Origin of the sequence: Vibrio sp. 1727 (assembly GCF_033344415.1) — a bacterium.
Classification (GTDB): Bacteria; Pseudomonadota; Gammaproteobacteria; order Enterobacterales; family Vibrionaceae; genus Vibrio; species Vibrio alginolyticus.
Genome location: NZ_JAWPOT010000012.1, coordinates 136,527 through 159,939, shown reverse-complemented (window position 1 = coordinate 159,939; position 23,413 = coordinate 136,527). Strand labels below are relative to the sequence as shown.

The window sequence follows — 23,413 nt, the reverse complement described above, 5'->3', positions numbered from 1 at the left end:
CTGAAACTCGGTATGTTGTTTAAGAACTGATCAACATGGGGCTACCATGTCTTCTCACCGAATTAAGCAACAAAGCCCATCGCACTATCAAAAATAATATCAGAACGCAATTAATGCACTCTGTAAGAATTATCTGAATCAAGCTGAAGTAAAGGCTGAATATAACGTCTAATTAAAACATCTCTCCTAATTAGAACCGTCAATACAATTAAATATTTTCTTTGTTTAGGTCGCCTTTTCTTATAAGGAAATTACTTTTTCCATGGAGGAAGGCGGAACAAACAAGGTGGAAACACCACTTCCTCCCAAGAAAACAAAATAGCTTTAAACCTTTGTTTTAATTGAATTTAATATACGGCACGCATCTTGCCACTGATAATTAAACTAAGGCGTAGCATTCAAAGTATTCAAGCCAATAAGAGATGAGAGGAGCACACCTCATGAGTTCTTTAGACCCAGTAAAAATGGCAACCCAATTCGCACAATTGGACACAAACCCATTCAAAAACCGTTACCAAGCGCAAGCTAATGTGTACCAGTCACAACTGTCAGCTTTTAATAAAGTTGAAAGCGCACTACGTGATTTTCGTACTGCAATGAAAGAGATGAATAACAGCACAAACAGCATCATCAAAAACAGTGCGACACTCTCTCAAGAAGGTAACTTTACTGCAAACGCGGATGCTAAAGCGCTAACGGGTAACTATCAGATTTTTGTAGAAAAAGTGGCATCGGCGCATCAAGTATCTACAGGAATGCCTGCAGACCTTGAGGCGACGACAGAAGTACCAACTACTGGATCTTTAGAATTCACCATCAACGGTGAAACAATGACTCTAGACTTGTCCTCCGTTGATGTTAATGGTGACGGCACTGCAACGATCAGCGATTTAGCCAGTGCGATTAACAATCACACGGACAACCCTGGCGTTAACGCCACTCTAGTTCGCTCGAATGGTCAAACACACTTTATGCTATCGAGCACTGAGACTGGTGTCGAAAATAAGATCAACGTATCTGCATCGGGTACTGGCCAAGCGTGGTTTGAAGACGCCTTCACCAACCTCAAGCAAATCAACGCTCCGCAAGATGCGGTTATGTGGCTAGGTGCAAAAGACTCAGGCCTGAAACTAACCAACGCAAGTAATACTTTTGAAGGTGTCATCGACGGTGTTGACATTACCGTATCTAAACCGCAAGCCGCGGGAGATTCTCCAATCGGTTTAAAAATTGGAGCTGATAGCGAAGGCACTAAAGAACAACTAGATAAGTTTGTGGAAACCTACAATGCCCTTGTTTCGACTATCGATCAGTACACCCAAATTGGCGGTGAAGATCAGAAACGCGGCGTGCTCGCTAGCGACTCGACATTGCGTTCTATTGAGAGTCAGTTAACGGGGTTAATCCGAGGTGAACACAATGGTATGCGCCTAAGCGAAATCGGCGTGAGCCTAGACCGCAACGGTAAAATGAAAGTTGATCAAGAAAAGTTCAAAGAAGCTCAACAAACAAACAGCGCAGGCTTAGAGGCGTTGTTTAATGGGGATGACGCTTTGCTAGATTCTCTTGACGCGATGGTAGAACCTTTCTTGAAGTTCTCATCAGGTACCTTCAGCACGCGTAAAGACGCAATACAGTCAAGCTTAGACCGAATCAAAGATAAACAAACCAATTTAGAGCGTAAGTACGAAATGTCGTACAACCGCTATCTCAAACAATTCACTCAAATGAATTCAATTATGACCCAAATGAACCAAACCATGTCCATGTTTAATGCTCAAAAATAAGACATTTGGTTCCAAATTTAGGAGAAATATTCATGCTTATGGATTCTGGTTACGATTCGTACCAACAAGTCGATCTCGACGCTCAAGCGGCAGCAGCAAATCCACACCAATTAGTCATCATGTTAATCGATGGCCTACTCGATGAAGTTGAACGTATTCGCGGCCACCTAGCCGCAAATCGTTTGGCTGAGAAAGGGAATGGAATCAACAAATGCATGAACATCTTGATTGGACTAACAAGTGCTTTAGATGATGAAAACGGCGGTGAAATTGCGGAAAACCTACGCCAGCTGTATGACTTCTGCCAAGTCGAACTTTATTACGCTAGCGTGCAAAACGATGCAAATCGCTTGGTTAACGTTGAGCGTGTAATGGGTAACATTCGTGAAGGTTGGATGAATTTTGGACAACAAGCATAAAGTATCGCCAGAGCGATTCCGTCATTTATCTCAGCTCATCCAGTTCGCCGCAAAAACGGCCGATTGGCATGCGCTCAAGCGGTACGACTTGCAGTTGCGAGAGCTTTTGATCAGTCACAAGCCTTTTTTGAAAGATCCTAAGCTTGCCCCTGAAATCCAGCGAGCGAAAACAGTGCACGCTAATGCTTTCGCAGTATTAGAGAAGTCGACCAACGAGTTGAAAAAAGAGATGAACATGGTCAATGACCATCAAGAACGCGCTATGGCCTATCAATTAGCAATGACCATGGAGCTGACTCAATGATCATACCTTCTTCAACTCAGCACTCGGGTAATTCGCCAGCTAATAGTGAGGGTCACATCAAGCAAGCGAGCTCGGTACACGGCTTTTCTCATGGTTTTAAATCAGGGAACAAGCAGAATGGTGAGCAAGACTTTAACTCTGCGTCAGCGGTACCGAGTTTTCACCTTACGGCCTCTACTTTGAACAGCGCAAACAAAGTACAAAGTCATGGTTTTGATACTGATGACCGCTCAGCTTCAGATCCGGATGCCAACTTGACCAGTACACCAGGGTTAACAGAATCGACTGATCTTGCAGCGCAAGCTCAAGCTTTAACCCAGGGTATGATTACCATGGTAGAGAAGCAGGCTGAGAAACTAGGAAAAGCGTCATCTTTAATGACTGCGAGCGAAGTTAAGTCTGTTACTCAAGATTCGTCTAACGCTATGTTAAACACATCATCAAAACAAGATGTGAAGCAAAGTCTGCCGACTTCATCGAGTTCGCGTTTGCCTATCTCCGGTGCTGAGTTTCAAACTCTTTTGAATCAACCTGTTCAAGGGCAACCAACCGCATCTCTACTTCAAGCACAAGCTCCTACAACACAACCTGCACATTCACCGGTTGCGACGAGTCATGTTCAAGCTCAAGGCTCTGAGTGGGCAGCGGTGCGTGTTGATACCACTGCCGGAAAGTGGGGGGAGCAAATGATGCAAGTTTTACATGATCGCGTGACGCTCCAAGCTCAACAAAATGTACAAGAAGCAAAAATCCGCCTAGACCCACCAGACTTGGGGAAACTGGATTTACTTGTACGTGTTGAAGGTGACCGATTGAGTGTCCACATCAACGCCAATGCCGCAGCAACACGAGAAGCTTTAATGCAAGTTTCGGAACGATTGCGTACTGAGTTACAAGAGCAAAACTTCGTTCATGTCGATGTCAATGTTGGCTCTGATCAAAACCAAGGTCGAAATGACCCACATGCAAACGAAGAAGACGCCAATATTTTCGCCGCACGAGAATCTGGTGCATTCCAAACCACGACAACAACTAACTATTCAGAACACTGGCTAAGCACTCAAGCTTAGTGAATCTTCGAGGAAAAAGGTTATGACCAAACAACAAATGATCGCCCTGTTTATCGCCATGATCATCACCAGTGCCCTCGTTTCGGCCGTCACAATTATGGGCGGAATCTGGTACTTAAACAAACACGCTCAAGAGTCACCTGACTCTGGTTCACTGATCGAAGACTCCCCACTGTCTTTTTTGGTCACAGAACAACCGACAAGCAAAGGTCCTAGCTTCCATCCTTTGGACAAAGTCGTTTTGACCGTTAAAGGCAAGAAACAGACTCACTTTGTGATGCTAGAACTGGCAATTGAGACACGCCGCCCAGAGCGTATCAAAGAGATCGATGAATACATGCCTATGGTACAAAACTCTCTATTAAAACTGTTTAGCGACAAAACGTTTGATCAGTTACAGCAAGCGGGTGCCATCGATATTCTGCAAGACGAAGTGAAGCAAACGCTTCTACTCGCTTTTGCTAAAACAGACATCGTCCGAGAAATCGACGATGTTTTGTTGACTAAATATGTTGTGCAATAACGGAGCACAACCATGTTAGACATGAATGTACAAGACACTTACACCACAGAAGAGGAAGTGACAACACCGTCACGACCAATTGATGAAAACGCATTGCTACAACGTCATCAGGTCATGGTAAAACGCGTAGTTAACCAGCTGCGCGTTCATGCCACTTCTCACTGTAGTATTGAAGATATGCAGCAGATAGGCCTCATCGCTCTAGTCGAGGCTGGACGCCGATATGGCGATGTTGACGATCCTCACTTTCCTGCTTTCGCCGTTTGTCGAGTTCGGGGAGCTATTTTAGACGAATTACGCCGACTAGATTGGCGTTCACGTAAGACTCGTCAACAAGCCCACGAGCTCAACGACGTGACTCGAGATCTCACTCGAACGTTAGGTCGAATGCCAACGGATGCCGAAATCATCCAGGCTTTAGGGACGAATGAGCAAGATTATTACAACCGTCAAAATGCCGCTCTCGCAGGCGAGATGCAAAGCCTTGACCAACTGATGGAGAGCAGCGGTGATAGCTACATTGGCGGACAATACGATGGCATGGAACATGAACATATTCGTCGTAGTTTAGACAGTGCTTTGGGTAAGTTACCTAAGCGCGATCAACTGCTCCTGACTCTGTTCTATCAACATGAACTCAACTTACACGAAATAGCTCTGGTATTGGATCTGACACCACCTCGTATATGTCAGCTTCACAAACAAGCGCTGAAACAACTCAACCAATTAATGTCCTCTTAGGAGTCACAAGATGCAAAAGTTTTTTGGAGTGCTCACTATCCTGGTGTGCGTCTTCGGTGGATATATGTGGGCCGGTGGTAGCTTAGGTGCTATCTGGCAGCCAGCCGAATTCCTTATCATTATTGGCGCCGCTGCTGGTTCTCTGATCATCGGTAATCCGCCTCATGTACTGAAAGAAATGCGTCGCCAAGTGCCAGCGACCATTAAAGGTCCAACAGAAGAGCATGAGTACTACATGGAATTAATGGCACTACTCAACAACTTGCTAGAGACAGCGAGAAACCGCGGATACAAGTTTCTGGATTCTCATATTGAGGCTCCGGAGCAAAGCTCTATGTTCCTCGCTTACCCGACGATCGCAGAAGATCATCGCCTAATTTCTTTCATTACTGACAATTTACGTTTAATGGCAATGGGACAGATGTCGCCTCATGAATTAGAGGGACTGCTAGAGCAAGAAATCGAAGCAATACAGAACGAAATGCTTTTACCTTCACGCTCACTACAGCGTACAGCAGAAGCACTACCTGGCTTCGGTATTCTTGCAGCAGTTGGTGGCATCATTATCACCATGCAAGCTATTGATGGCTCAATCGCTATGATTGGTTATCACGTTGCGGCAGCTCTCGTTGGTACATTCATTGGTATTTTCGGTTGTTACTGTGGCTTAGATCCACTAAGTAACGCCATGGCTCAGCGAGTAAAACGTAATATGACTGCTTTTGAGTGCGTTCGTGCAACCTTGGTTGCCTACGTAGCGAAAAAGCCGACATTGCTCGCCATTGACGCTGGTCGTAAACATATTCAGCTAGACATCAAACCAACATTCAACCAAATGGAGAAGTGGTTAGCTGAACAGGAGGGATAATGCAAAAACAAGAGCATGTAGTGTTCAAACGTGCCAAAGTATACAGCCATGATGAGTCGTCTCATGGCGGCGCGTGGAAAGTCGCGTTTGCTGACTTCATGATCGCCCTAATGGCGCTGTTTCTTGTACTTTGGGTTATGCAGGTGGTAGACAAAGAAGAGCGTAAAGCGATTGTTGCCCACTTGCATAGTTCAAGCGTATTCGACAAGAGTTACGGCAACCCATTTGATACGTCACAAAGTATTTCTCCTATCGACTTGGCACAGGACTCTTCTGTGCCAAGTAAACACAACTCCAACCATGTGGTAAGCTCTTACTTCAAAGGTGATGGGGATGGACCAGAAATTGATTCTTTGATTCCTGGTAACTTCGATACTCAAGAGCAACTTGCCGCACTAGCGAAAGTAATTGAGCAAATGACTGCCCAAATTAACGCGCAGGGAAATGTAAACGTCACGGTGACACCACAAGGTTTGCGTATCGTCCTTCAAGATGATTACAAACAGCACATGTTCAGCCGTGGTGGTGCAGAACTTACTCCTTTTTTTGAAGATTTACTGCTCGCACTAGCACCTGTATTTCATCGTGTTAACAACCCTCTGATCATCAGCGGACACACAGATGCAATTCCATTTAAAAAGCGTTTTGGTCGTCAATCTAACTGGGCGTTATCAGCCTCTCGAGCAGACGTAGCAAGAAATACGTTAGTTGAAGGCGGTATGCCGGATGATAGAGTAATGCAGGTAACGGGTATGTCAGATAGAGCGCTGCTTAATCCTGATGAGCCAGATTCTAGCGAAAACCGTCGTATTGAGCTGTTTGTTTTAACGACTCCTGCCGCTAAAGTGCTTGAGACCCTTTTTGGCAACCACCAAGAAAGTGAACTGCAAAAAGCGAAAGATAAGGCTGAATTCAACCAACCAGTCATTCGTCAAGAAGTCATCAATTACTCCGGCGATACCGCCACCAGCGAAGTAAAAATTCAAGAATTATAATCTTAAAAGGTCACCACTCTGATGGTGACCTCTCTAACCAAAGCCTCTGTTACTGTGACTTTTTAGTTGAGTTCTATATGCACATAACATCATCCGAAAAAAGAAAAAGCGACTTACTGAAGAAAGCCTTTTTATGGCTCATTGTCTTCGATTACCTTTTATTGGCGTTTTTCTTAACTCAGCTATCAAGTATGACACTAAACAGCGGAACCATGATCAGCTTGTTACTTGTTGTTTATAACGTCTTACTTGTTTCGCTATGTTTTCAACGAACCAACAAGCAGGACTCTTACATTATCTACCCTGTTTTGTCCGCAACGTTATTAGCATTTGTCTGCTTTCTTTACTTCTTTTTTTTAATTTAGCTCCCCGACTCGACCATTGATTTTATTTTTACTGCTTTTTCGAAGTGGTCGAGCTGATGAGTCTGAATCCACCACGTAGCCGCTTCCATCAACAGCTCTGGGTCGTCATTTTTATTAGCGAAAAACGCATAAAATGAGAGACCAACCAATTCACCTTTACTCGCGATCTTTTTGTCACAGACCTCTATAATTTTGTCTCTCAGCGAAGCTCTCATTTCTAATCCCTTAACCTAGTACATACTCACTAACCATACGGTTGAAAGAAATCAAATCAAACGAGCCTTTAATTTCAAAACGCACTCTTCCCACCTCACTCATGAAGAACTCGATTTCACAATCCAAATCAAAAGTACCAGAGGTCTCGATAGAAAATGCATTGATCTTACTGTAAGGCAAAGAAGTGTAATCCACTTTTGAGCCGGTAATCCCTTGCACATTTGCCGCTATCACTCGCTTGTTCGTAAACACCACTTGGTCACGAACTGTTTTAAAAGCAGCGAAAATAGTCTCACCATCAATCAAGAACTTAAGGAAGTCTTCTCTGGCATTAGAAACGTCAATCGGCTTAAGCTTAAATACAGAGGAATTGTCGAAATCAATCATAATTAATCCTTTGAGTGGGCGTTAGAACGAATTATCAACGTATCAGATAGCACCACTTTTGCCTACTCGCAACGCACGTTTCTGCTTGATTCGCCCAACAACGAAGCGTCACTCACTTCCACCCTTGCATCCATTGCTCAGAGTCTTTTAGGTCTTGCCAGTTCATCTCTCGGTCGCGTTTACTCATGACTGCCTCGATGACACATCTCACAACGTTACCATCTTCATCTAGTTCCATTTCCGTCACGACAAAATGCTTCTCTTTGTTTTTAGGTGAAATTGCCGTCCATTTACTGTGCAATAGTTTCTTAGGGTGGATTCTGTTCATCGCATTGTACCAATTTAACTACCATGTTGATGTATACGACTGAATACCAAGAGAGAATCAGATTTTGTTTTTGCAAACCGACAAAAGATAAAACCGCAAAAGAGATCACTCCCTTTCGCGGCTCTAACTACAATCCGACTAGGTCTTCTGACCATTCAGTCGAGGGTTTAGGTACTGACTTTGTAGCAACTGTAACCCTTTACCGACCAGAACAATCACTACCGCGCCAATCAGGACAGGCGTGAAGAGAAAACTCCATCCCTGCCCAGACGCCATGATCAAAATTGGATTTGCACCCGCAGGTGGATGAGTGGTCTTCGTAATCAGCATCGCAGACACGCCTAGCCCCGTCGCAATCGCGAGCGTGACCGGCGTGACGTCAACATACTGGCTAAACGCAATACCGATAGAGGCCGTGATAAAGTGACCAATGATCACGTTTTTGGGTTGAGCGAGAGGGCTGCTAGGCACCCCAAACACCAACACCGCCGTAGCACCAAATGGCGCCATGAGAAGTACTACCTCAGTAAGAGATACCTCAGCGTAGGACAATACGCCAATAGCCAACGTAGCGCCAAGCCCGGCAACCAACGATAAAATTAAATTATTCATAAACACCTCAAAGTAGACCGAATTGTCTACAAAATAAAATAGACAAAACTGTCTACCTTTGTCAATATGTGTTTATGGAACTTTTTGAGGACGTAGTTATGAACAAAAAGAAACAGTTATTGATCGACACAGCTTTGTCACTGTTTTACAAACAAGGCATAAACTCTATTGGCATCAATGAAGTCCTCAATGTTTCCGGCGTGGCTAAACGCACGCTATATAACCATTTTGAGAGCAAAGAAGCGCTTATCATCGCCGCATTAGAACAACGCCACGAAATATTTATGGAATGGTTGGAGGAAAAGCTTTCTTCAGCACAAACGTGCGCGGAGGTGATCGATCAGTTATTTACAGCACTCAACGGCTGGTTTCATGGCTCTGAAGAAAAGTTGGGCGAGTTTCGCGGTTGCTTTTTCATCAATACGTCCGCGGAGTTCAGTGACGACAGTGGCGAGATCGCAACGTATTGCCGCTACCATAAGCAGCAAGTCAGAGAGCTAATTCAACGCTATCTCAAATCAGACAACGCTGCATTACTTGATGCCATTTGCATCATGAAAGAGGGCGCGATCACTACCGCTTACATGACGAAAGAGTACGACAACGTCACGAAAAAATGCGTGACCATTTTGCACAAGCTGTAATGCGGTCAGGTATAGTCATTCGCGAATTAAGTATTCAAACCAAAGGCACCAGTCGGTGCCTTTTGTTTTAGTTAATCAGTGTACTTATAGCTCGTGCTCAGTACGTGCGATGATGTCGTCTTGAGCATCTGGTGATAGCGCGGTGAAAAACGCTGAGTAGCCTGCAACTCGCACGACAAGATCACGATATTGCTCTGGGTTCTTCTTCGCGGCTAACAAGGTCTCACGAGAAACGATGTTGTACTGCACGTGCCAACCTTTGTGGTGGTTGAAGAAGGTACGAATCAACATAGAAAGCTTGAGCTTATCCCCTTCAGACTCAACCGCCGCCGGGCTTAACTTCTGGTTAAGCAGCACGCCACCAAGGATCTTGTTCGCTTGGATCTTACCGACCGAGTTGTACACAGCCGTTGGACCTAAACGGTCTGAGCCAGATGACGGGCTTGCACCTTCAGCTAACGGCGTTTTCGCTTTACGACCATCTGGCGTTGCCATGGTTGAAGCACCGAATGGGACGTTTGCCGAGATACTTGATGTACCTGCGTAGTAACCGCCGCCAATTGGACCACGACCCTGACGCGTATTAACGAACTGCTCTAGCTCATCAATGTACACTTGGTACGCGTCTGCCAGTAGTTGGTCTACTGCGTCATCATCGTTACCGTATTTTGGTACAAAGTTGATCAGACGTTGGCGAAGTTGTTCGTTCTCCATGCCGTCGAAATCTTCAGCCAATGCTTTTGCTAGCTGTTGTTGTGAGATAAGGGGCTGGGTGATTTGCGCATCATCGAAAACAAGGTGCTTGATGGCAGCTAGGCTGTTACCCAAGTTTGCGATACCGACTTGTAAGCCAGATACCCAATCGTATTTCGCACCACCCTCTTTCACGGTTTTACCGCGAGCCAAACAGTCATCCACCAGCGTTGAACAGAAGATGTCTTGTGCCTGCTGTTCAAGCACACTGTCAACTACCGTATCAATCTCAATCGATTTACGGGTGTAGTAGCGGATTTGCTCTGCCCAAGAAGCCGTCACTTGCTCAAAGTTCTCAAAGTTGCCTTTTGCTAATGACTTATCGTGCGGCAAGAAAGCTTTACCCGTTGTTGCATCCACACCTTCGTTCAATGAAGCGAGCAGGATACGAGCGAAGTTAATGAAGCTCATGCCCGTACAACGGTAACCCCATTTGCCGGGAACCGCCGTCTCGATACAGCCGATAGATGCGTAGTTGTAAGCGTCTTCTTTCTCTACACCAAGCTTGATGAATTCAGGAATAACAATCTCATCGTTGTTGAACGCTGGCATACCGAAGCCGCATTTAATCACTTCAATACAGCCCATTAAGAACTCTTGGTTTAAACCTTCATGGTAACGCACACTCAAGTTAGGTTGCGTCGAACGTAACTGACCACAAGATTCCAGAATCGCCCAAGAAAGTGGATTCACTGCATCTTCAGGCTCACCCTTTTCATTCAACTTCTGACCGCCGATACACACGTTTTGATACAGCGGAGAACCTGCCGATGCTTTTGAGTGTGCACCAGAGCGAATCTTGTTTACTTCAAGCAACTTCAACCAGCAGCTTTGTAAAAGCTCTAGTGCAAAGTCTTTTTCAATCGCGCCGTTTTCGATATCGCGAACATAAAATTCGTTTAGGAATTGGTCCATACGACCGAAAGAAACCGAGTGACCATTCGATTCGATTTGTAGCATCAACTGAACAAAGTAGCTCAATTGCAGTGCTTGCCAGAAGTTTTCTGGTGCGTGGCTTGCTACATGACGACAGTTTGCAGCAATGCTTTCTAATTCAGCTTTGCGTAGGGGGCGCGTCTCTTCTAGCGCCATTTTTGCCGCCAATTCAGCATAGCTCAGCATGTGATCTTGAATCGCAAGCAGCACGATTTCGACTGATTTGTAGAACTGCTCTTTCTTCAAGCCTTCAAAGGTCGAAACATCATTGTTAGCACGGTGCTGACGAACATCCTCTAGCAAACCGTTCATGCCTAGCTTCAAGATTTTCTCGTTATCCACCGCAAGGTGCGCGTCACCCGAAGTCATGTTGCCTTCGGCTTTAATGATGGTGCTGGCTAAGATTTCTTGCTGCTCATCAGTAAACAAACCATAACAACGGTCTTGAACAGTTTTACCGCGCCAATACGGTGTGATGCTGTGGATGCTTTGCTTATCTTCTTCAGTAACAGCAAAGCCTGCACCAGGACGGTCGGCTAGCTCATCAATTTCCGCTTCAATCCAACGCACTGTGTATTCTGGGAAAATAGGCGCAGCGCGTACTTTGCTCGCTTGGTTACCGACGATCAACTCATCGTGTTTAATCCAAATCGTACGAGTGCGTAAGTGCTCTTGCAGTGCTAGCGCACGTTGGACAATCACAGGTTTGTCTTCGTTTGCTTGATAAGCACGAGTGTATGCCTCTGCACGCTCGGTACAGACAGGTGGCGTTACGATATTTACCAGTGCCGATTTGTGCGCTTTGATACGCTCAGGAAGGTAATTCAGGTCCATAGTTAACCTCTTACAATCACGTTAAGTTGGGTGTTTTCGCTTGCGTATTGCATGGCGCTTTCTAGCAGTTCTGGTTTGTTTAATGGCTTGTCAGAACACTCGTAAGGCATATCGAGCAAACGGTATTTATTGATGCCGAGCGTGTGGTACGGCAGCAAGTGAAGTTCTTGGCAGCTTTCTAGTGAAGCCGCAAAATCGATGATGTCTTTCAACTCTTCGATGGTGTCATTGAACCCCGGCACAACGGGAACGCGAATCACAATGCGTTTCGCGATAGGTGCCAGTTTTCGGAAATTGTCTTTGATGCGTTTTAGTGAACCTTTCGCCCAGCTAAGAAACTTTTCTTCATCAGTGTGTTTTAAATCCGCCAACCAGCAATCAATATGCGGCGCGGCTTTTTCGACGTTCTTCCACGGCACATGCATGCACGATTCAATAGCGGTAGAGACTTGGTTGTCATGCAGACGCTGCGCGAGCTCTGCTACCAAATCGGCTTGCATGAGTGGCTCACCACCGGAGAAGGTCACACCACCTTGGCTTTGGTCGTAGAAAGGTTTGTCTTTCATCAAGGTGTCGAACAACATGTCTGATTTCGCCTCTTCACCGCAGACAGTCAGTGCTTGCGTAGGACAGACGTCTCGCAGCGCGATCAGTTGGTCTTCTTTGATGGCTTTGCGATTGATGATGATCTGGTTGTCGATGCGTTGAATACCATCGCTCACCGTTTCACTATCCGCTCTGGATTGAGTTGTGGCTTGATAAGCAGAAACGCATAGCTGGCAACCTTCCATACAGCTTCGCTGATCAAACAGCAGTGAATGCTTTTCGCTGCGGCTTTCTGGGTTTTGACACCAAGGGCAAGACAAGCTGCATCCTTTAAGAAAAAGAATGGAACGAATGCCATCGCCATCATGGGTAGAGAATCGTTGAATATTGAAATACATCTCTGCTTGCCTCTTGGTCTGTGCTACCGCTTTTACTTAATTCGTTTCTTTTTGTGCTGGTTAAGTCTTATGAACGGCTTTTCTTTGTTCGAACTGAAAGCTTCATTTGAGCATTTACAAGTTTCACTTAACTTTCATTTAATGAAATTATTATAGTTTCAAATGAAATTTCAATTGATCAAAATCAAGATCTCGTTCGATTGTCAGATCTATAGTGATCCCATCATCAAAACGAAGATTTTGTTTAAGGTAGAAACCATGATCGAACTTTATTTAGATACTGCTGATGTGGCAGAAGTAAAACGCTTTAACCAATGCCTACCGCTAAAAGGCGTGACGACAAACCCAAGCATTTTGGCGAAGTCAAAACAGGGACTGAATAAAACCCTAGCAGGCATGCAAGAAGCACTTGGCGGTACACCTCGCTTTCACGCTCAAGTCGTGAGTTCAACCGTCGAAGGCATGGTGGCAGAAGCGCGCCAACTGAATGAATTGCCTTACGATATGGTGGTAAAAGTGCCAGCCACAGAAACCGGATTAGCGGCAATTAAGCTAATGAAAAAAGAGGGAATTCAGGTTCTTGCTACCGCTATCTATTCAGCTCAACAAGGTTTCCTAGCGGCACTGTGCGGTGCTGACTACCTAGCACCTTACGTAAACCGCATTGATGCGATGAACGGCAACGGTGTTGAAGTGGTCGCGGATCTTCAATTGTTGCTCGATCAAAACCAACTACCAGCGAAGATTTTGGCAGCCAGCTTCAAGAACACTCAACAAGCGATGGAGGTGATGAAACTTGGTATCGAAGCCATTACATTACCAACCGATGTGGCGGCACAAATGTTCGCTCACCCAGCAGTAAAACCTGCGGTTGAACAGTTCGATAAAGACTGGAAAGAGACGTTCGGCGATAAACTTTCATTTGAAAGCTAATTAAAAGTAGCAGCTAGATGTCTTAGTTAGGGTCTATTGAACTTTCATGGTTAAATTTTGTTCGAGATAAAAGCGTTTTAATCGCGGCGAGAGGTTTGCCGCCTAGTCATTCTAAGCAATTACCTCTCAACAAAGAGTAAAACGCTTTTAGCCGAACCCTTCGGGCAGCGTTTGTGGTTCATTTCTACTTCATTACCGGCTTATCAGTTACACCAACTACATTTCAAATGTCTCTGCCTCATATAAATTACCCACAAACAGCTGCAAAAATCAGCTTGAAAGCTCAATAGCCCCTATTAATAAAGGGAATCTTAACTCACCCTGTGCGCCGGTGAGTTTGAGATTCCCTTTTGTATTTCATATAAAGAGGTGATGTTTACAGCAGTTCTCTGTTGGTCAGTGACCAAAGGTACACGCGCTTTAGTAAACTGATTTTGATCCTTTTACGAATACCTCGTTTGGAATGGCGGAGTCGGTTTGGTAGCGCAATGGCTTTCATCTCGGTTTTCATTTCTTTTCCATCCACCAACACAGTAGACCCCCGATGCAGTAAGCCAGCAGATCTTTCCAATCAAATGTGGCGCCCAAAATCACAGCCAGAGGCGATGAAGATTCGATACCAAGCCAAACCGCGACCTGTAACAATTGCCCTAACTCAACAGCAAACGCAATCAACACCACCAGTGAAACCAGCCAGTTAACGGGCATGGAGAACAAGCTTGCAAGAAAGTAGTAGAGCCAAACCACAACGAGAACATCACCAACTGTCGGACGAATAAAGCTGTCTCGAACATAGAGCGCGATAACGACCAATGCGATAAAACACACCAAGCTTTTGAGTCCATTTTTTGCAGAAAATTGCAGGCGGATAGCAGACGTTTCTTCCACCATATTGCTTGGCTGCCCAGTGAGAATTGCTCGTTTAAACATCTTCATGATTCGCCTTTGCACTTTCTTCCGCTTTCTTATTTCGTGCGTACCAGTCGATGTTGCGTGTAATGACCATAGTGAAACTCAAAATCGCGAAACACAGTAATGCCCCCATGACCAATGCGTAGCTTTCTGCTTGTAGCAAGCCAAACAGTAATCCGTAGAGAGTGAGCAAACACGCTCCGAAGATCGCGCCGTGTTTGGTGTTGCTCAACATACCGCTCACGTAAACACTTAAAAGCCCCGTCGATGCGACTGCTGACACCACATATGCCCAGTTAAAGCCGAGGTGTTCACTCATCGAAATCAGCAATAGATAGAAAAGCGCTAAAGCCAGACCAATAAAGCCGTATTGTACTGGGTGAACCGGACGCGCTTGGAACAGCTCCAGTAAGAAGAAACTCGCAAATACTAATGTGATAACCAACAGTGAATAGTTCACAGCTCGGTGAGATTTCAAATAGTGGTCCACGGGATCAATCAAATCTACGCCCATTTGTCGCTGTTCAAGCTCGTGACAAGCGTGATTCGATGACAAACAGCTTTGGAACAGCTGCGCAATATTGGTAGAGAAGTTGTTGCTCGCCCACTGTGCGTTAAATCCATCTTCAGATACTTCTGATGACACCGGTAAGTAATCACCGATAAAGCTTGGATGCGCCCAAGTTGAAGAGAGTTCAACCGTTGTTTGACTGCCAATTGGTGTGACTTGAAGCTGTCCCATCCCTTGTAGCAAGAAGTTAAGATCGAATGCCAAAGGTTGTGCTGGGTTTAGGTCTGCAAGTGTCAGATCACTGTGGAAGCCTTGTGGTAACTGATTTAACCCCGTTCCCGGTGCGACTTCGATATCAGAGCTCGCCATGGTCATGTCATCCAAACGAATCAATCCACGGCTGTCTTCAATGCCAACCACTAGGCTCATGTTTTCAATATCAAGCCCCTGCAACGCCGCGAGATCGTCTGCATCAAAAGCGCCTTTCAGTGCCACTTGTGCTTTGTATAAACGCGCGCGGTAAATGCCTCGGTACTTTTCAAAACTGTCCAGATTCGCGCTCATATCAAAAGTGCTGGGTAAAAGAAATTTACGACGCTCTTTAATCTGTACTTTGTCATCTCGGTAACTGGTTTCGGTGTAGTTAACCATGATGAATGGACCAATGATGCGCTGTTCGCCGCTGCTGCTGCGTGCGATGTCATTTCTGACTTCATCTTGGCGATATGAGCGCTCTGAGATCAGCCCTGTGACCATTGAAAGCGGGATTTGCAATAAGACAAACAAAAACAGCACGAAGGCGAACTTCGTGCCGAGTTGGTTATTGAGGATCTTTTTCATATTTCATTCTCCATTTGCTGATGGGAGTAATCTAAATCAGCAATTTGGAGAACGAATGGAGCTAATGTGGAGTTTCTATGGAGTTGGTAAAATAAGGGTCACTTTCACGCCAGAATCGACGTTTTCGACTTGCAACTTACCTTTGTGCAGCTTGGTCACTTGCTCAACAAAATTCAGCCCAAGCCCAGTGCTCTTAACGCCATTTTCCCGAGCGAGGGAGTAGAAGCGCTCGGTTAAACGAGGCATTGCATAGTCGGGAATGTGAGGACCTGAATTGAAAATCGACAAGCACACCTTCTCTTTTGTGACCTCAGCTTTCCATTCAATGCATCCCTCTGAATCAACAAAATCCAGCGCATTGTCCATCAGGTTAAAAACGGCTTGTTTCAGTAAGAAGGCATCACCAAGCACGGCTTGGTGGTCATCAATTTGGATGTTGGCAATCACCGACTTTGCACTCAAACGCGCATCCGCCGATTCAACCACTTCATTGACCATTTGTTTTAGCGAGATAGCTTCGACTTGTTCTAGTTCAGGGCGCTTTTCAAGACGAGCCAGTTCGAGCAACTTATCAATCAATGACTGCATGCGATCGCTTTCTCGCTCAATGTTGCTAGCAAAGCGCGTGACCTTTTCTTCAGGCAACGGCATTTGCAATATTTCACTCGCGCCTTTAATCGCTGATAACGGACTTTTCAGCTCATGAGTCAGCGTCTGTACGTACTCTTCCACATACTGTTTGCCATCGAGCTGGTTGCGCATTTTCTCTAATGCGTCGCTTAGCGTGCCGTACTCATAAAAGATACGAAATGTCGGCTTAGAAACCTTTTCGCCTTCACCCATTTTGGTTGCGTAATCTTCTAGCTTGTTCAGTGCCGAGTGAATTCGCCAAGCAAACAATGCCCCTGCCAAAAGCACTAAACCACTCATCCACACCATCCAAAACAACACATTGCGTTTAGACAGATCGATGAAGGGTTGTACTGAGCGATTGGATTTTGCCACCGTCACGCTGCCAATGATTTCGCCTTTGTGGTAAATGGGCGCAGCAACGTGCATAACGGTTGAGAGCGGATCTTTCGGGTCTTCGATGGTACTGCGTGCGCCGTATTGACCGCGCAACGTGAGATAAACATCGTTCCATTGCGAGTAGTCTTTGCCTACGTCTTGCTGCCAAGAATCCGCAATCACAATCCCTTGTTTATCGGTGATGTAAATTCGATGGTTAATCGCTTTTTTGCCAATTTCCCAAATGCGCGCTTGAGGTTCTCGCTGCCCATAAGCCGCTAATAGTTTGGAGAAGCGACTCTCAGACAACTTTCCGTTTGCAACGTCCTCTTCTGCCAATACCGCGAGCAAGTTCGCCATATCCACCAGCGTCTCTTCGGTGGTTTGACGCACGGTTGGCTTAAGTTCTTGGACGACAGTTTTGCTCACCATGTAAGCCGTCATTCCGACTAAGATGAAGTAGAGAAAAAACAGTCTGAGTCCAAGCGGGATCTTCGGCCAGCGATTCATCATTCACCTTTAATGCAGTAAAAGTAACCAAAGCCACGTTTGGTACAGATGCGTTCAGACATCTCAAACGGCTTCAACTTATGGCGAATGGCTTTGATGTGGGTATCGATATTGCGCTCGTATGCAGCCTCTGGCGCCATGTCTGCCGCGACCATGAGCTGCTCTCGGCTCAATACATTGGAAGAGACGGAAATCAGCTTATCGAGAATCTTAAATTCGACCGCAGTTAACCCAAGCATTTGCCCGCCAACACCGTAGTCAAAGTTTTGCGCAACCAAATCATGGCTCAATTGAGGTTGATCTGGAACAGTCACAGGCTCTGGTTTGTGCTCCATCATTGGCGCTTTAGCTTTGATTCTAAGTTTAATGCGAGCCAACATTTCACGCGGACTAAATGGCTTAGTCACGTAATCATCCGCGCCAATCTCCAAGCCGACTACACGGTCAATTTCATCGCTTCTTGCGGTGAGAAAGATAATGGGAATATCAGAAAACTCACGGATGGTTTTGCATAATTCAAAACCATTGCCATCCGGTAAGCCTACGTCTAACACAAGTAACGATGCTGAGTTATGCTGCAAAAAGGCCAAGCCCTCTCCTGCTGTTGCAAGCCACTCTGCGTGGTAGCCATCCATCTCTAATACATGAATCAGGTTCTCTGCGATAGCAGCTTCATCCTCGATAATAAGGACGGTGGGTTGTTCGCTCAATGTCTTAGCCTCATTGACGGTGTTTATCTTTATGTTGGTATTATCACTTAATTTGGGGCCAAGGCTAGTGGATTGATGCAGCAAAGGCGCAGTTCGTGGATAATACTAATCAAACACACTTCTATTCAGCATAATAAATTTATCACTTAGATTAATGAGTCACCACAATTGTGAATACAATGATTTCAACCATTGATATGAACAGTGTTCATTTTAAACTCAAGTTATCAATTCGATTTTATTTAAAGGACAGTCACTGATGAAAAGAGCGCTAATCCCCCTGGCTTTACTGACTTTGCTCTCAGGTTGCGCCAGCATGTCTCCGGATGAGTGCAAAACGGCGAACTGGTACAACGTAGGTTATCAAGATGGCCGAGATGGCAACGATCCAAACATTATCAATAGCTATACCGAAGACTGTGGTGAAGCGGGTGTGACACCCGACCGAGCGAAATGGAAAGAAGGCTTTGATAAAGGCACTATCCAATATTGCTCACCAGACAATGGGTACACTGTCGGTATCGAAGGCAAAGAATACTACGGTGTGTGCAGCAGCAAAGAGTTCATTGAGAACTACCAGTTAGGTCATCAAGAATATCAACGCCAGCAACGCATCCAACAAATCGATACTGAAATCTCGGTCATCGATAATCAGCTTGATGGCAATCCAGACAAAGATAATGCCAAGAGACTGAAAGAGAAGAGAAAGCGATTGGCTGACGAGCGTTCAAGCCTCTTGTCGCCAGCCATCAACTTGAATCTGAATTTCTAAATCGATTGGATTTAGCTTCTAAAAATTCATGGCCCTAGCTCAGTTCTAGGGTCATGAATTGACTGTTCGGATCGAGTTCGTAATCCCCGAACGGCTCGCAGTACACAAAGCCATGCTTTTCATACAACAGGCGCGCTGGTTTAAAAAACTCCATCGAGCCCGTTTCTAAACTCAAGCGCTGCAAACCTTTTTGCTTCGTTTGCTCAATCACATGAATCAATAATTGAGATGCCACACCTTGGTTTCTTGCCGTAGGCGTGGTGCGCATGGATTTCAGCTCCGCGTGTTGGTCATCCAACTCTTTAATCGCCGCACACCCAAGCAGTTGCTCACCTTTCCATCCGGTCCAAAATGTCACTTCTGGCGCTTTGAGCTTATCTAAATCTAACGCATGCACGCTTTCTGGTGGTGACGTGGCGTACATGTCCTGTAAATGTCCTTCCAACAGCGCTATCACTTGCGGCCGTTCTAAATTGTCGATTTCAATCCTCATCTTTCCATCCTTGGTTTTTCCTAGCTAAAGCGGCTGTCTCATAATGTGTTGCGGTCCAACGGGGCCGCCGTGGTAAAGCTCATTGGTATCTTCAAACCCTGATTTTACATAGCACTGATAAGCAGGTATGTTGCGGCAATTCACAGTGAGATAAAGCGCATCAAACTCGGGATAATGGCGTTTGGCGAAATTGGCAAACTGTTGAATGGCTCGCTTGGCGATGCCTTTGCCTTGATGACGGTGATCCACCAGCAAAGCACGCACGCCTAAACTGTTTTTCGGGCAAAAATCGTATTTCTCGCTGTAAGCTGCATCAAATAGAAAAAAGCCAACCACGTCATCGTCCGCCAGAATCAGATGCGGAAGCTCTGTAGGTTCAAGACGCGTAAGCATTTCACCCACATCCGCGACCGTAAACTGCGATTGCTCTTCTAGCACGCTAAGTTCGCAAGTTTGTTCATGTCGCTCAGGCGAATACTTTTCAATGGTAATCATAATCTTCCTTGTTGTTTTTATGCTCAATTCATACAGGGTATGTCGTAAATAGAAATACCTGGTGTCGTATTTCCCACTCGCAGGCAAACGTTTAGCACTCTATTATCCTCGCCATTCGATAGAGAGGTTTCCATGTCCCGTTTTTTACTTTGCAGTTTTGCACTCGTCTTACTCTACCCTACTGCCATTGATTTGTATCTTGTTGGTTTGCCTCAAATTGCGTCAGATCTCAACGCCAGTGAATCTCAGTTGCATATTGCGTTTTCGATCTATTTAGCTGGCATGGCTACCACGATGTTATTCGCGGGAAAAATTGCAGACTCTGTGGGACGAAAGCCCGTTGCCGTCGTCGGCGCGATGATCTTCGTGCTCGCATCTTTTCTCGGCGGGATGGCCGAGCAACCAAACACTTTCTTGATTGCTCGCTTTTGCCAAGGCATCGGTGCTGGATCTTGCTATGTCGTTGCGTTCGCGATTTTACGCGACACGTTAGACGATGAACGCCGCGCGAGAGTATTGTCGATGCTCAATGGCATCACCTGTATCATTCCAGTGAGCGCACCCGTGATTGGTCACTTGATTATGCTGAAATTTCCTTGGCCGAGTTTGTTTACCACAATGGCAGGAATGGGCATTCTCGTCAGTGTATTGGCCATTTTTGTTCTCAAGGAATCACTACCCAGCCAACAAGGTGAAGAACAGACAGCGCCAGAGAGCCATCAAGAGACTTTCTTCGAGCGATTTTTTATCAGTAGGCTGATCATTACTGCACTTGGAGTGACCACCATTCTGACCTTTGTTAACGCTTCACCAATTGTCGTGATGAGCATGCTTGGTTTTGATCGCGGTGGCTATTCTTCCATCATGGCTGGTACTGCGACGATCAGTATGTTGATTTCGTTCTCGGCACCATTGGTATTGGGGATTTTTAAACAGCGAACCTTAATGATAACCTCTCAAGTATTGCTCGCTTGTGCAGGCATCGTGCTCAGTGCTGCCTATTTCCATGATGGACAATCTCATTACTATGTGTTCGGACTTGGGCTGATTTGCGCTGGCTTCGCTTGTGGCTTTGGCGTGGCCATGAGCCAAGCGCTCAGCCCATTCTCTCAACAAGCTGGCGTGGCGAGCTCACTACTGGGCATTGCTCAAGTTTGTAGTTCCGCGTTCTATATTTGGTTTATGGGTTTCATCGGCGTTAGTGCACTGAATATGTTGGTGTTTATCTTAGTGTTAGGTAGCGTAATCAGCCTTGCTCTAATACTATTGATTCCAAAGCCTGTTCACGATACCCATTATGAAGAAATCCCTAGCGCGACTTGATTTAAACTTACTGTTCACTCTGCAATTATTGCTGCAAGAGCAAAGCGTCTCGAAAGCCTCGAAAAAGCTGAACGTTACGCCCTCTACCGTAAGTAAGTCGCTCAACAAACTTCGTCATTGGTTCGATGATCCTTTGTTTGTCAAAACACCTAAAGGTCTTGCGCCAACGCCTTTGGCACAAAGCATGGAGCAAGATCTCGCAGAATGGCTGCAAATTGGCAGCCAAATTGCAGAAAAACGCAGCGATATTACGCCTAAAGGAGTGCGTTTTGATATCACGATTGAGTCGCCATTAGTGCTCACAGTGCTGGACAGACTCATCGTCGCTATCCACCAGCGATACCCTGAAGCGAAAGTAAAAACCAGTAACTGGGATTACGATTCACTCGACGCCATCATTCGAGGAGAGGCGGATATCGGTTTTACCGGCCGAGAGAGTCACCCGAGATCGAAAGAGTCGTTGGATCTTCTGCCGTATTTCTTGGATTTTGAGATTCTATTTTATGACCTGCCGATGGTGTATTTACATAAAGATCATCCGGCATTACAGCAAGAGTGGAATCTCGAGACCTTTCTGAGCTACCAACACATCAATATTGTTTGGGAAAAAAGTGAAACTTGGGCGTTGGATGAAGTATTAACGGAACTAGGGCTACAGCGCTCTATCGGGCTGACGATGTCCAACTTTGAGCAATCCCTTTTTATGGCAGCGCAGCCGACGCATGACATGATCACCACCGCGCCGCACTATTGCAAAAGTTACACAGAAAAGCTGCATCTCGATTTGGTGTGCTTGCCAATTCCATTAGACCAAGCTCAACAAGACAAGTTACTGATTCCATTTACCATGATTTGGCATAAACGCAATGCGTACAATCCCAAATTGCTATGGTTGAAAAACACCATTAAGTCATTGTACAAACAACCTTCCCAACCACAGTAAGACTCAGGCTAAGGTCAGGTTTTCTCTGGTTATTTTTAATGACTTTCTTGCTCTGATAGCTATAACTAATCACTTTATCAACTAATAAAAATGTTCTTTTGGATCTACACTAGCTGTTCATTTACACGCTAAGGATCAAGGATGTCGACCTTTTTACTCACTGCCATTGCAATGCTGGCGTTCGCTGCCAATTCATTATTGTGCCGACTTGCATTGGCCGAAGGGTTAATTGATGCAGGAAGCTTCACTCTCGTTCGATTGATATCTGGCGCTGTTATCTTAATCGCATTGCTTGTCGTGAGAGGTCAGTGGAAAACCGATCGGCCAACGTCTCGCTTTCGCTTTTTTGCTGGCGTGGCGTTATTTGGTTACGCTGCCCTTTTCTCTTTCGCGTACTTACAACTGGCGACAGGAACAGGTGCTTTGCTTTTGTTTGGTGCCGTGCAACTTACGTTACTGGCAATCTATTGGTGGCAAGGTGAGCGCTTTCAGTTTCTCGAAATCATCGGTATCGGCCTTTCAATTGTTGGATTTGTTTGGTTGATGTTGCCATCTGCCACGCGCCCCGATATTAGCTCTGCACTTCTCATGTTGATTTCTGGCGTTTGTTGGGCTGCGTTTACTGCGCTCGGTAAACAAGCGCCTTCTCCAAGTAGTGGAATCACGTGGGGATTCATCGCAGCATCAATAATTGGCGTGCTCCTTTCGCCATTAATCTTGTCCTCAATCCACCTTTCTTTGAGCGGAGTGTTGCTCGCTATCGCATCTGGTGCCATTGCCTCTGGCCTTGGTTATACACTTTGGTACCAAGTCGTACGTAAGCTCTCTTTACTTCAAGCCGCCGTCAGCCAACTTTCCGTGCCAGCCATTGCTTTACTACTCGGCAGCATCGTACTCCACGAGCCTCTTTCACTGCATACTCTTTTAACCAGCGGCATCATTCTTGGTGGGATCGCTTTGGTTTTTTTATCTCGATCCAAAAAAACAAACGAACAATCGGCAAGCCGATAAAAAGTAATAACTTTCCCTCTCAAATACCCATTCATCATCTATGCTTTTTAAAGCAGTAAAGCTCATTGCAGATGGTACAAGTGGTCTGCTTTGGTACCAGGCGAAGAATATAAGGTGAGAATTGGCTCACACAATGCAGCGATTTTGTTTCAAAAGTGAGAATCATCACAGATCGCGAATTTGCTCGTTTTAGGCGTTTCACCAATAACGCCAAGGGCTAGCACGA

27 protein-coding genes are annotated in these 23,413 nt (G+C 45.5%); 15 read left to right on the top strand and 12 right to left on the bottom strand.

The genetic code is table 11. The features are described 5' to 3' along the window. Positions 1-440: 440 nt before the first annotated feature. The 9 genes from fliD (at position 441) to R8O10_RS13235 (ending at position 7,072) form a co-directional block, all read left to right on the top strand. Positions 441-1,787 (top strand): flagellar filament capping protein FliD, encoded by a 1,347-nt coding sequence (gene fliD / locus R8O10_RS13275; RefSeq protein WP_318191468.1) that lies wholly within the window; start codon positions 441-443, stop codon positions 1,785-1,787. A 32-nt stretch (positions 1,788-1,819) separates the two neighbouring features. Continuing rightward, positions 1,820-2,206, top strand: coding sequence for a flagellar export chaperone FliS (gene fliS, locus R8O10_RS13270; protein ID WP_005375014.1), 387 nt, complete (start codon positions 1,820-1,822; stop codon positions 2,204-2,206). Continuing rightward, a complete protein-coding gene (locus R8O10_RS13265) occupies positions 2,190-2,510 on the top strand; it encodes a hypothetical protein (protein WP_005375013.1) in 321 nt (106 codons plus the stop codon). The genes fliS and R8O10_RS13265 overlap by 17 nt, the downstream gene beginning before the upstream one ends. After that, complete coding sequence (locus tag R8O10_RS13260) at positions 2,507-3,580, top strand: flagellar hook-length control protein FliK (RefSeq protein ID WP_318191467.1); 1,074 nt, start codon at positions 2,507-2,509, stop codon at positions 3,578-3,580. The genes R8O10_RS13265 and R8O10_RS13260 overlap by 4 nt, the downstream gene beginning before the upstream one ends. A gap of 22 nt (positions 3,581-3,602) precedes the next feature. After that, positions 3,603-4,103, top strand: a complete 501-nt coding sequence (gene fliL / locus R8O10_RS13255; RefSeq protein ID WP_005375011.1) for a flagellar basal body-associated protein FliL — start codon at positions 3,603-3,605, stop codon at positions 4,101-4,103. 12 nt (positions 4,104-4,115) lie between these two features. Next, on the top strand, positions 4,116-4,844 hold the full coding sequence (locus tag R8O10_RS13250; RefSeq protein ID WP_005375008.1) for a FliA/WhiG family RNA polymerase sigma factor: 729 nt from the start codon (positions 4,116-4,118) through the stop codon (positions 4,842-4,844). Positions 4,845-4,854: 10 nt separating this feature from the next. Beyond that, the gene (gene motA / locus R8O10_RS13245) at positions 4,855-5,712 is read left to right on the top strand and encodes a flagellar motor stator protein MotA (RefSeq protein WP_005375006.1); all 858 of its coding nucleotides are present in this window, start codon (positions 4,855-4,857) and stop codon (positions 5,710-5,712) included. Continuing rightward, on the top strand, positions 5,712-6,707 hold the full coding sequence (locus R8O10_RS13240) for a flagellar motor protein MotB (RefSeq protein ID WP_005375003.1): 996 nt from the start codon (positions 5,712-5,714) through the stop codon (positions 6,705-6,707). Before motA ends, R8O10_RS13240 begins: the two co-directional genes overlap by 1 nt. A 77-nt stretch (positions 6,708-6,784) precedes the next feature. Next, positions 6,785-7,072, top strand: a complete 288-nt coding sequence (locus R8O10_RS13235; protein WP_005375002.1) for a hypothetical protein — start codon at positions 6,785-6,787, stop codon at positions 7,070-7,072. Here the strand turns inward: R8O10_RS13235 and R8O10_RS13230 are convergent. From R8O10_RS13230 to R8O10_RS13215, 4 genes are all read right to left on the bottom strand, one after another. Further along, on the bottom strand, positions 7,069-7,287 hold the full coding sequence (locus R8O10_RS13230) for a DUF6500 family protein (RefSeq protein WP_017634431.1): 219 nt from the start codon (positions 7,285-7,287) through the stop codon (positions 7,069-7,071). The genes R8O10_RS13235 and R8O10_RS13230 overlap by 4 nt on opposite strands. A gap of 10 nt (positions 7,288-7,297) precedes the next feature. Further along, a complete protein-coding gene (locus R8O10_RS13225) occupies positions 7,298-7,675 on the bottom strand; it encodes a PH domain-containing protein (protein WP_005386881.1) in 378 nt (125 codons plus the stop codon). Positions 7,676-7,787: 112 nt separating this feature from the next. Next, a complete protein-coding gene (locus R8O10_RS13220; protein ID WP_005374999.1) occupies positions 7,788-8,003 on the bottom strand; it encodes a TIGR02450 family Trp-rich protein in 216 nt (71 codons plus the stop codon). Positions 8,004-8,141: 138 nt separating this feature from the next. Beyond that, positions 8,142-8,615: an HPP family protein gene (locus tag R8O10_RS13215; protein WP_005374998.1), complete on the bottom strand. Its 474-nt coding sequence runs from the start codon at positions 8,613-8,615 to the stop codon at positions 8,142-8,144. 98 nt (positions 8,616-8,713) lie between these two features. On the opposite strand from R8O10_RS13215, the gene R8O10_RS13210 reads away from it, so the two are divergent. Further along, positions 8,714-9,259: a TetR/AcrR family transcriptional regulator gene (locus R8O10_RS13210; RefSeq protein ID WP_054579365.1), complete on the top strand. Its 546-nt coding sequence runs from the start codon at positions 8,714-8,716 to the stop codon at positions 9,257-9,259. A gap of 84 nt (positions 9,260-9,343) precedes the next feature. Here R8O10_RS13210 and R8O10_RS13205 read toward each other — a convergent pair whose 3' ends face one another. Together R8O10_RS13205 and R8O10_RS13200 are read right to left on the bottom strand one after the other, a co-directional pair. Continuing rightward, entirely contained in the window at positions 9,344-11,782 is a 2,439-nt protein-coding gene (locus R8O10_RS13205) for a formate C-acetyltransferase/glycerol dehydratase family glycyl radical enzyme (RefSeq protein ID WP_318191466.1), read from the bottom strand. A gap of 2 nt (positions 11,783-11,784) precedes the next feature. Further along, entirely contained in the window at positions 11,785-12,726 is a 942-nt protein-coding gene (locus R8O10_RS13200) for a glycyl-radical enzyme activating protein (protein ID WP_025768602.1), read from the bottom strand. 258 nt (positions 12,727-12,984) lie between these two features. On the opposite strand from R8O10_RS13200, the gene R8O10_RS13195 reads away from it, so the two are divergent. Beyond that, a complete protein-coding gene (locus R8O10_RS13195) occupies positions 12,985-13,659 on the top strand; it encodes a fructose-6-phosphate aldolase (protein WP_054576623.1) in 675 nt (224 codons plus the stop codon). A 507-nt stretch (positions 13,660-14,166) separates the two neighbouring features. On the opposite strand, the gene R8O10_RS13190 is transcribed toward R8O10_RS13195, so the two are convergent. The 4 genes from R8O10_RS13190 to R8O10_RS13175 form a co-directional block, all read right to left on the bottom strand. Further along, the gene (locus tag R8O10_RS13190) at positions 14,167-14,595 is read right to left on the bottom strand and encodes a DUF2809 domain-containing protein (protein WP_053303880.1); all 429 of its coding nucleotides are present in this window, start codon (positions 14,593-14,595) and stop codon (positions 14,167-14,169) included. Beyond that, the gene (gene creD, locus R8O10_RS13185; protein ID WP_318191465.1) at positions 14,582-15,922 is read right to left on the bottom strand and encodes a cell envelope integrity protein CreD; all 1,341 of its coding nucleotides are present in this window, start codon (positions 15,920-15,922) and stop codon (positions 14,582-14,584) included. The genes R8O10_RS13190 and creD overlap by 14 nt, the downstream gene beginning before the upstream one ends. Positions 15,923-15,997: 75 nt before the next feature. Further along, entirely contained in the window at positions 15,998-17,440 is a 1,443-nt protein-coding gene (creC, locus tag R8O10_RS13180) for a two-component system sensor histidine kinase CreC (RefSeq protein WP_258487795.1), read from the bottom strand. Next, positions 17,440-18,150 (bottom strand): response regulator, encoded by a 711-nt coding sequence (locus R8O10_RS13175; protein ID WP_262650078.1) that lies wholly within the window; start codon positions 18,148-18,150, stop codon positions 17,440-17,442. The genes creC and R8O10_RS13175 overlap by 1 nt, the downstream gene beginning before the upstream one ends. Positions 18,151-18,409: 259 nt before the next feature. Here R8O10_RS13175 and R8O10_RS13170 point away from each other — a divergent pair, with 259 nt between their 5' ends. Then, positions 18,410-18,922: a DUF2799 domain-containing protein gene (locus R8O10_RS13170; protein ID WP_054730098.1), complete on the top strand. Its 513-nt coding sequence runs from the start codon at positions 18,410-18,412 to the stop codon at positions 18,920-18,922. A gap of 34 nt (positions 18,923-18,956) precedes the next feature. On the opposite strand, the gene R8O10_RS13165 is transcribed toward R8O10_RS13170, so the two are convergent. Then, positions 18,957-19,415: a GNAT family N-acetyltransferase gene (locus tag R8O10_RS13165; protein ID WP_054730099.1), complete on the bottom strand. Its 459-nt coding sequence runs from the start codon at positions 19,413-19,415 to the stop codon at positions 18,957-18,959. A gap of 24 nt (positions 19,416-19,439) precedes the next feature. Next, on the bottom strand, positions 19,440-19,910 hold the full coding sequence (locus R8O10_RS13160) for a GNAT family N-acetyltransferase (RefSeq protein ID WP_262650075.1): 471 nt from the start codon (positions 19,908-19,910) through the stop codon (positions 19,440-19,442). A gap of 132 nt (positions 19,911-20,042) precedes the next feature. On the opposite strand from R8O10_RS13160, the gene R8O10_RS13155 reads away from it, so the two are divergent. The 3 genes from R8O10_RS13155 to R8O10_RS13145 all read left to right on the top strand — a co-directional run bounded on the left by R8O10_RS13155 (position 20,043) and on the right by R8O10_RS13145 (position 23,187). Continuing rightward, the gene (locus tag R8O10_RS13155) at positions 20,043-21,233 is read left to right on the top strand and encodes an MFS transporter (RefSeq protein WP_262650072.1); all 1,191 of its coding nucleotides are present in this window, start codon (positions 20,043-20,045) and stop codon (positions 21,231-21,233) included. After that, the gene (gene yidZ, locus R8O10_RS13150; protein ID WP_005374957.1) at positions 21,208-22,176 is read left to right on the top strand and encodes an HTH-type transcriptional regulator YidZ; all 969 of its coding nucleotides are present in this window, start codon (positions 21,208-21,210) and stop codon (positions 22,174-22,176) included. The genes R8O10_RS13155 and yidZ overlap by 26 nt, the downstream gene beginning before the upstream one ends. A 141-nt stretch (positions 22,177-22,317) precedes the next feature. Continuing rightward, positions 22,318-23,187 carry a DMT family transporter gene (locus R8O10_RS13145; protein WP_161440752.1) on the top strand — a complete coding sequence of 290 codons (870 nt, stop codon included), beginning with the start codon at positions 22,318-22,320 and terminating at the stop codon, positions 23,185-23,187. The last annotated feature ends 226 nt before the right edge of the window (positions 23,188-23,413 follow it).